The sequence below is a fragment of the Streptomyces griseoloalbus genome (assembly GCA_014650015.1).
Taxonomy (GTDB): domain Bacteria; phylum Actinomycetota; class Actinomycetes; order Streptomycetales; family Streptomycetaceae; genus Streptomyces; species Streptomyces griseoloalbus.
In genome coordinates this window covers 1-6970 of sequence record BMUD01000013.1, presented here as the reverse complement: position 1 = coordinate 6970, position 6970 = coordinate 1, and the positions used below count along the sequence as shown (strand labels likewise).

The following is a 6970-nucleotide window of genomic DNA, read 5'->3' as shown; positions in this document are numbered from 1 at the left end:
GCAACCACCCCCGGCACCAGTCACCCACGTATCCGCGCTACACCGGCCGCGACCGCAGCCCTTCCAGCAGGATGTCCAGCAGCCGTGCCGACGCCGCCGCCTGCTGCGCCGCGTCCGGCAAGGCCGGAGCCGCCGTGGCGATCACCAGCAGCACGTCCGACACCGAGACGTCCGGCCGCAGTTCCCCCGCGGCGCGAGCCCGCTCCACCAGCTGCCCCACGACATCGAGGAGCTGCGCCGCACCGGCATCGTCCTCCGGTGCGACACCGGCGGCCACCGGCTCCTCCGGTACCAGCCGCAGCTCACCCGTCGGCTGCTTCCGCTGCTGCGGCAGACGCGCGTGCTCGGACGCGCCGTGCTCCTCCGCCACGCCCACCCGCAGCACCTGCGGCGGCAGCAGCCGGCCGGCCCCCGAGGCGACCGAAGTGCGCAGGAAGCGGGACAGTGCCGACCACGGCTCGTCCTCCTGGCCGAGCGCCGCACGCGCCTGGTCGGTCAGCCTGGACGTCTCCTCCTCGGCGATCCGCCGCACCAGGACGTCCTTGCTCGGGAAGCGCCGGTACACCGTGCCCACACCGACGCGTGCCCGGCGTGCCACGTCCTCCATCGGCGCGCCGTAGCCCAGCTCGCCGAAGACCTCACGCGCGGCACGCAGTACGTGCTCCAGATTGCGCTGGGCGTCCACGCGCAGCGGTGTCGTGCGCGTGACGTCCGCGCGGCCGTTGCCTGTCGGGGCGCTCATCATGGCGCCGGTCGTGGCAGCGGAAGACCAATGAGAATCCTGAACATGCATACGCTTTCCCCCGGTAATGACGTCTCCCCCCGGAGACTTCTCCCCGCCATTGATGGCCGGGGCGTGCGGAACGGGTCGGCCTGTCGGCTCCGCCCGTCGCGGACCCGATGAGCGCATCCCCCTACACCCCGTCGACACACGAACATAGTTGAGAGGGAGTCAATTCAGAAGAGGCAGGTTCCGCACGGAGCGCCCTCGATCGGAGTACGGGTCGCAAACGTCCTGAATGTACCCAGGGGCAGGGGTCAATTCACGCCTTCTGACCTGCGGGTATTCCGTCAGGGTCAGTAAATCGGCCAACCCGGTGTACGAGGGCCGTCCGGTCACACAATCCGTCGAGGCTGTGGACAAACGCAAGCGACGGGTGCGTCATGGGATGGTGAAGGAACGTGCGCGCATTCTCGTTGTCGGCGGCGGCTACGTCGGGATGTACACGGCCCTGCGTCTGCAGCGGAAGCTGAAACGGGAACTCGCAAGAGGCGACGCCGAGATCACGGTCGTCACCCCGGATCCGTACATGACCTACCAGCCCTTCCTTCCCGAAGCGGCCGCCGGTGCCCTTTCCCCTCGGCATGTCGTCGTACCGCTGCGTCGTGTCCTCGAGGGGTGCCGCGTCGTCATCGGCGAGGCGACCGCCATCGACCACGCGCGGCGCACGGCCACCATCAGCACGCTCGCCACCGGCGAGGAGGGCACCGGCGGCCGGCAGGTCGCGTACGACGAGCTCGTGCTCGCGCCCGGCTCCGTGTCGCGCACGCTGCCGATCCCCGGTCTCGCCGAGCACGGCATCGGCTTCAAGACCGTCGAGGAGGCCATCGGCCTGCGCAACCACGTCCTCGAGCAGATGGACATCGCCTCCTCGACTCGTGACCCCGCCATCCGGGATGCCGCCCTCACCTTTGTCTTCGTCGGTGGCGGTTACGCGGGGGTCGAGGCCCTCGGTGAGCTGGAGGACATGGCCCGTTACGCCGCGCGGTACTACCACAACCTCCGTCCCGAGGACATGAAGTGGATCCTCGTCGAGGCCTCGGACCGCATCCTGCCCGAGGTCGGCGAGGAGATGGGCCGCTACACGGTCACCGAACTGCGCCGGCGCAACATCGACGTACGCCTCGAGACACGCCTGGAGTCCTGCGCGGACCGGGTCGCCGTGCTCAGCGACGGTGCGCGCTTCCCCACGCGCACGGTCGTGTGGACGGCGGGCGTCAAACCGCATCCCGTCCTCGCCGCCACCGATCTGCCGCTCAACGGGCGGGGGCGGCTGAAGTGCACCGCCGAGCTGGCCGTCGAGGGGGCCGCACACGCGTGGGCCGCGGGGGACGCCGCCGCCGTCCCCGATGTCACCGCGCGGGAGCAGGGCCGGGAGTGCGCGCCCAACGCGCAGCACGCGCTGCGGCAGGCGAGGGTCCTCGGTGACAACATCGCGCACTCGCTGCGCGGTGAGCCGCTGGAGACGTACGCCCACAAGTACGCCGGTTCCGTCGCCTCCCTGGGACTGCACAAGGGGGTGGCGCAGGTGTACGGACGCAAGCTCAAGGGCTATCCCGCCTGGTTCATGCACCGGACCTATCACCTCAGCCGGGTGCCGACCTTCAACCGCAAGGCACGGGTGGCCGCCGAGTGGGCGCTCGCCGGGCTCTTCAAACGGGAGATCGTCTCCCTGGGTTCACTCGAACACCCCCGGGCGGAGTTCGAACTGGCGGCCGGTGGAAAGCCTTCTCCGGATCCCCCGCACAACCCGAAGGGGTCGTCCTGACCGGACCCAGGAACTCCACCGGCCGGGCCGACGTCTGACGGATGTCGGCCCGGTCGGCACCCTGCCAGACTGGTCCACCACCGCGGGCGGCCCCCACCCACCCCGGTGCGGCCCCCGGGGCCCCGGCCGGTCCCGGTTTCCGGCCGCCGACAACTAACACGAGGCAAGGATTCGTGAACTTCACGCGCTGGAGCGCCCGGCTCCCCGGAACGCAGCGCCGCGCCGCAGCGCGGACCGAGCACACCGTCTCCCCGGACCGGCGGGGGGAGGGCTCCGTGCCCGCAGCCCGCGCCGAACAACTCACCGACGACATGCGGCCCGTGCCCGCCGTCGACGAGCTCGGAGTGCGCGAGGTCCTGGACCGCGTCCCCTCCCTCGTCGCCCTGGTCCACGGCCCCGACCACCGCATCGCCTACGTCAACGACGCCTACACGACGGCCTTCGGCGCCCGCCCGCTCGGCGCCCGCGCGCGCGGAGCCCTCCCCGAACTCGAGGAACTGGGCCTGCTGCCCCTCCTCGACCAGGTCCTGCGCAGCGGCAAGTCCCGCACGGTGAAGTCCCGCAGGGCCCCCGACGGCCGCTCGTACACCTTCACCTGCACTCCGGTCGCCGAGGGCGACGGCCGGGGAGTGCTGGTCTTCGCCACCGACGTCACCGACCACGCCGAAGCGGCCGAACGCCTGCGCGCCAGCGAACGCCGGCAGCGCGAGACCGCCGTCACCCTCCAGCGCTCCCTCCTGCCGCAGGAGCTGGAGGAGCCCGACGACCTGCGCGTCGCCGCCACCTACCATCCCGGCGGCACCGAGGCCGCCGTCGGCGGCGACTGGTACGACGTGATCACTCTGGGTGGCGGCCGCACCGCCCTGGTCATCGGCGACGTCATGGGGCGAGGGGTGCGCGCCGCCGCGGTCATGGGGCAGCTCCGTACGGCCGTGCGCGCGTACGCCCGGCTCGACCTCCCCCCGCACGAGGTGCTCCAGCTCCTCGACGGCCTCGCCATGGAGATCGACGCCAACCAGATCGCCACCTGCGCGTACGCCATCCACGATCCCAACGAGGGCCGTCTGGTGTACGCCTCCGCCGGCCATCTGCCCATCCTGGTCCGCGACGAGAGCGGCACCGTCCAGCGCGCCGACGAACCCACCGGCCCCCCGCTCGGCACCGGCGGCTGGATGCACACCTCAGGGGCGATCCCCCTCGGCCCCGGTTCCACCGCCGTCCTCTACACGGACGGTCTGGTCGAGCGGAGGAACGAGGATCTGGACGAGGGCATCGCCGCCCTGGAGCGCGCCCTGGCCGGAGCCACCGGCAGCCCCCAGGTCGTCTGCGACCGCCTGGTCCGCTCGGCCGGTGTGACCCCGGACCATGACGACGACGTGGCCGTGCTGGTCCTCCAGCACCCCGCCCGCAAGGGAGTGGAGAGCGAGCTCTTCCGCAACGCCGCGCTGGAACTGCTCGGTGGGGTCGAAGCGGCGCCCCGCGCGCGTGCCTTCGCCTCCGGCGTGCTGACCAGCTGGCGCTTCCCCGCGGAGCTGCACGACCTGGGCGTCCTGGCCACCAGCGAACTGGTCGCGAACTCCCTCCAGCACGGCACACCCCCCATGCGGCTGCGGCTGCGACGCACCGACCGCCGCCTGATCATCGAGGTCACCGACGGCGACGACCACCTGCCGAGGCGCCGCCGCGCGGAACCCTGCGACGAGTCCGGCCGGGGCATCGCCATCGTCGCGACGATCGCCTCCAACTGGGGCAGCAGACGCACCCCGGACGGCGGCAAGGCGGTCTGGTGCGAGTTCGTCCTGCCGAAGACCGCCCGCGCGTGAGAGCGACGCAGGGCGCGCGGCTCAGGCGTGCGCCGGAGCCTGCCCCGCCGCCGCGCCCCCCTGCGCCACCACACGGCTCCGCGCTGCCGACGGCTGGTTCTGCACGTCCGTGAGCTGCCGCCCCAGACGCACCGCAAGCACCGTGATTCCCAGCGAGAACAGCACGAAAACCACGATGTACGGCGCGTGCAGCGAGGCACCCAGCGGCCCGCCCACCGCCGGACCCACGGCCAGCGCGAGCTGCTTCACCAGGGCGAACGCCGAGTTGTACTGACCGGCCATCCCGGTCGGCGCGAGATCGGCGACCAGCGGCGCGAGGGTCGGCGACAGCATCGCCTCACCGAGCCCGAACAGGGCGTACGTCGAGATGAACGCGGCCGTCGCCATCGCCTGGCTCCCGCCGCCGAGCCCCGCGTACCCGGCCACGGACCACGCCGCGGCCCAGATGAGACCGACGGACGCGATCACCCGGGACCGCTTGCGCCGCTCGACGAACCGCAGCACCACGAACTGCGCGACCACGATCACCAGGGTGTTCGCCGCCAGCGCCGTCCCCAGCGCCGACGTCGAGATCCCGGCGGCCTCGACCCCGTACGCGCTCAGCCCCGACTCGAACTGTCCGTAGCAGGCGAAGAACAGCACGAAGCCCAGCACACACAGCTGCACCATGGCCCGGTTGCCCAGAAGCTGCTTCCAGCCCGCCTTGGCCGACTGCGCGGGGGCGTCCGTGATGCGCGGCGCGTGCGGCATCCGCACCGTCGCCATCACCACGACCAGCAGCAGGAACATCGCCGCCTCGAGTGAGAACAGCACAGTGAAGGAGCCGGCCTTCGTCGGGTCCACGAGGTGACCGCCGATGAGACCGCCGACGCCGAGCCCGAGGTTCTGCAGAAAGAACTGCGTGGCGAACGCCCGCGACCGGGTCTCCGCGCCGGAACAGTCCACGATCATCGTCGCGAGGGCAGGCTGCATCACTGCCTGCCCGGCGCCGAGCACCGCCGCCGACAGCAGCACGGCTGCCGCACCGCGCGACAGCCCCAGGCCCAGCGCCCCGATCGCGGCCGTGACCAGGGCGACGAGCAGCACCGGCAGCGGACCCCGCCGGACGATGGCCCGCCCGGCGAACGGCAGCACGATCAGCGCGGCCACAGCGAAGACGGCGAGTACGAGACCCGCCGTCATGGCTCCCAGCCCCCGGACCTGCGCCACATAGACGTACAGATACGGGACCGTGAAGCCCAGCCCGAAAGCGCTGAGTGCGTTGCCCACGTGGATCCGGCGCATCGCTGCGCCCATCGCCCTGGTCACGTTCACCTCTCTTACTAGTTAGGAGTGAAGACTTAGAAGCTAAAGTTCGATGCTAAAGAGTACACAGGGAAGGACTTCAAGGCAAAGAAGAGTCATGCCATACTGCGGCCATGGGTGACACCTCCGGCCTCGGCGAGCCGACACTCGAAGAGCAGATCGCCGCCTACCAGCGCGAGTTCCAGGACCTCGACCCCCAGGTCGAGAAGATCGTCAACGCGCTGTCCCGGCTGAACCGCCGCATGAACGTCGCCTACGGCCGGCAGACCGCCGAACTCGGCATCACCAACGCCGACTGGGAGGTCCTCAAGGCCCTCGTCCTCTCCGGCGCCCCGTATCGCATGGGCCCCAGCGACCTCGCCAAGCGTCTGGGGCTGACCCCGGCCGCCATGACCCACCGGATCGACCGCATGGTCACCGAAGGCCTGGTCACCCGGGAGCGGGACGAGACCAACCGGGTTCGCGTGATCGTCGAGCTGACGACGTCCGGCCGCGAGAAGTGGCTGGAGGCCATGCGCATGGCCTCCGTCTTCGAGGAGGACCTCCTCCAGGACCTCGACCCGAACGAGCGGACGACCCTCGGTGAGGTTCTCATCCGCCTCCTGCGCCGGGTGGAAGACGCCCAGCCGGACGCCGGCGGACGCCTCACCGACCTGGACTGAAGATCTCGCACGGGGACGCTTGACAGCCCCCTCGCCGATCCGTAAGGTTCTTCGGGTTGCCACGGAGCCGTAACGGCTCCCCGGCAGCACCTTCCGCCGCATCAGCGGCACTCAAAACCTCAGCACGACCTCCCAGTGGGAACGATTTCGGCGTGCCCGAATTCAATTCCGACCCTCGATTTGGGAAACACGGAGAGAGTCCGCTAAGGTTTGAGACGTCGGAACGGCCCAGCGGCCGGAAAGACAAACCCCGCTGACTGGGGGTCAGGCCGAGAAAAGGATCTGATAGAGTCGGAAACGCAAGACCGAAGGGAAGCGCCCGGAGGAAAGCCCGAGAGGGTGAGTACAAAGGAAGCGTCCGTTCCTTGAGAACTCAACAGCGTGCCAAAAGTCAACGCCAGATATGTTGATACCCCGTCTCCGGCCATCAGGCTGGGACGAGGTTCCTTTGAAGAAAACACAGCGAGGACGCTGTGAACGGTCGGATTATTCCTCCGGCCGTTCCGCTCTCGTGATGTGTGCACCGGATTACCGGTAAACATTCACGGAGAGTTTGATCCTGGCTCAGGACGAACGCTGGCGGCGTGCTTAACACATGCAAGTCGAACGATGAACCACTTCGGTGGGGATT

The 6970-nt window shown here is 70.0% G+C and carries 5 protein-coding genes and 1 rRNA gene; 4 read left to right on the top strand and 2 right to left on the bottom strand.

Going from position 1 to position 6970, the window contains the following annotated elements; translation table 11 throughout:
- Window positions 1-37 precede the first annotated feature (37 nt).
- Window positions 38-793 carry a TetR/AcrR family transcriptional regulator gene (locus IE178_RS20145; protein WP_193513286.1) on the bottom strand — a complete coding sequence of 252 codons (756 nt, stop codon included), beginning with the start codon at window positions 791-793 and terminating at the stop codon, window positions 38-40.
- Window positions 794-1169: 376 nt separating this feature from the next.
- Here IE178_RS20145 and IE178_RS20140 point away from each other — a divergent pair, with 376 nt between their 5' ends.
- On the top strand, window positions 1170-2549 hold the full coding sequence (locus IE178_RS20140; RefSeq protein ID WP_193513285.1) for an NAD(P)/FAD-dependent oxidoreductase: 1380 nt from the start codon (window positions 1170-1172) through the stop codon (window positions 2547-2549).
- A 173-nt stretch (window positions 2550-2722) separates the two neighbouring features.
- Complete coding sequence (locus IE178_RS20135) at window positions 2723-4372, top strand: ATP-binding SpoIIE family protein phosphatase (protein ID WP_184764474.1); 1650 nt, start codon at window positions 2723-2725, stop codon at window positions 4370-4372.
- A gap of 21 nt (window positions 4373-4393) precedes the next feature.
- Here the strand turns inward: IE178_RS20135 and IE178_RS20130 are convergent, their stop codons facing one another.
- Window positions 4394-5668 carry an MFS transporter gene (locus IE178_RS20130; RefSeq protein WP_193513385.1) on the bottom strand — a complete coding sequence of 425 codons (1275 nt, stop codon included), beginning with the start codon at window positions 5666-5668 and terminating at the stop codon, window positions 4394-4396.
- 122 nt (window positions 5669-5790) lie between these two features.
- Here IE178_RS20130 and IE178_RS20125 point away from each other — a divergent pair, with 122 nt between their 5' ends.
- Window positions 5791-6339 carry a MarR family winged helix-turn-helix transcriptional regulator gene (locus IE178_RS20125; RefSeq protein WP_184764475.1) on the top strand — a complete coding sequence of 183 codons (549 nt, stop codon included), beginning with the start codon at window positions 5791-5793 and terminating at the stop codon, window positions 6337-6339.
- Window positions 6340-6880: 541 nt separating this feature from the next.
- Window positions 6881-6970: ribosomal RNA gene (locus IE178_RS20120) — 16S ribosomal RNA — on the top strand; the annotation flags it as partial.

Bases quoted from the DNA above. Each gene is read 5' to 3' on its own strand.
- IE178_RS20130 (WP_193513385.1), bottom strand. From the start codon at position 5,668: ATGGGCGCAGCGATGCGCCGGATCCACGTGGGCAACGCACTCAGCGCT.
- IE178_RS20140 (WP_193513285.1), top strand. From the start codon at position 1,170: ATGGTGAAGGAACGTGCGCGCATTCTCGTTGTCGGCGGCGGCTACGTC.
- IE178_RS20145 (WP_193513286.1), bottom strand. From the start codon at position 793: ATGCATGTTCAGGATTCTCATTGGTCTTCCGCTGCCACGACCGGCGCC.
- IE178_RS20125 (WP_184764475.1), top strand. From the start codon at position 5,791: ATGGGTGACACCTCCGGCCTCGGCGAGCCGACACTCGAAGAGCAGATC.